The 1,056-nt window shown below is 70.5% G+C and carries 1 protein-coding gene; it reads right to left on the reverse strand.

The genetic code is table 11. The annotated features are described in order from the left end of the window. The coding region (locus IE312_RS21460; protein ID WP_229900246.1) for a CU044_5270 family protein at positions 1 to 959 on the reverse strand (959 nt) is incomplete at its 3' end. Positions 960 to 1,056 lie beyond the last annotated feature (97 nt).

The raw sequence follows: 1,056 nt of genomic DNA on the forward strand, positions 1-1,056 counted from the left end.
AAGAAGACGTGGGTGTGCTTGTCGAAGATCCATTCCTCTCGCTGGCCGCTCTTCTGGTCCAGCCGGGCGACCGCCACGCCGTGCCGGCCTACGGCGTCGACGGCGTCGTTCACGGTGACGACACCGGGGATCTTGGCCGCGGCCTTGAACAGCGCCTTGGACAGAGCGGGCGGAGGGTAGCTCTCGCCGAGCAGGTCGCCGATCGTGGTGAACGCCTCCTGGTCCGGGGAGTTGCCGTGTCCCCTGGTCTCCTTGTAGATCTTCGCGAGCAGCGTGTCGGGGTCGGTGGGCAGCTTCGTGAGGTAGTCGTAGGAGGGGTGGTTCAGGCCGGCGACGGGGGTGTTGCCCTGCTCGTCGGGGAGGCTGAGGGTCTCCCCCTCGGGACTGTCGTTGACGGCGGGATCGATCAGCCATCCCTTGGTCCCGTCGGCGGAGTACCACACCTGGCGCTTGTGCAGGGCGTGGCTGGCGAGGCTGCGCTGGTCGTCGACGGTCTTCACGAACGTGTCGGCCGCCTTGGTCTCGATGTACACGTACTGGCCCGCCTTGAGGACGGGGCGGTGGCCGTCCTTCGCCGCCACGAGGGAGACCTGGTCGAGCAGTCGGCTCACCCCTTCCGGGCTGGCCGCGCCGATCGGCGTGGTCAGGGCCTGCCCGGTGGCGAGCCGGCTGGGGCCGTGCCCGTTCCCGCCGGTCATCGCCGTCCCGGCGATGACGGCCGCGGCCACGGCGGCGGCCAGCGCGGGCAGGGCGATCGCCGGTCGGGGCAGCCGGAGCCGGCGCGCCTTCGCGGGGCCCGGAGAAGTCTCCTGCACGCGCTGTGCCTGCTCGATGTGTGCCATCAGACGCTCCTTGTGGTGCTGGTGGCGGCCCGTAGGCAGGTCCCGCGCGGTACGGGACAGCAGCCGTGCGGCTTCCTCCCACTCACCCGGGCCGGGCCGGGACGTGTTCGCGCTCATCGGTTTCCTTCCTGTGCGGGCCGGACGGTGTCGATCCGATCACCAGGTATCTGTCGGCCGGTCACCCCGGCTTCCCGTCTCCCGCGGCTTTTTTCCG

This window comes from Streptomyces capoamus (assembly GCF_014654935.1).
GTDB lineage: Bacteria > Actinomycetota > Actinomycetes > Streptomycetales > Streptomycetaceae > Streptomyces > Streptomyces capoamus.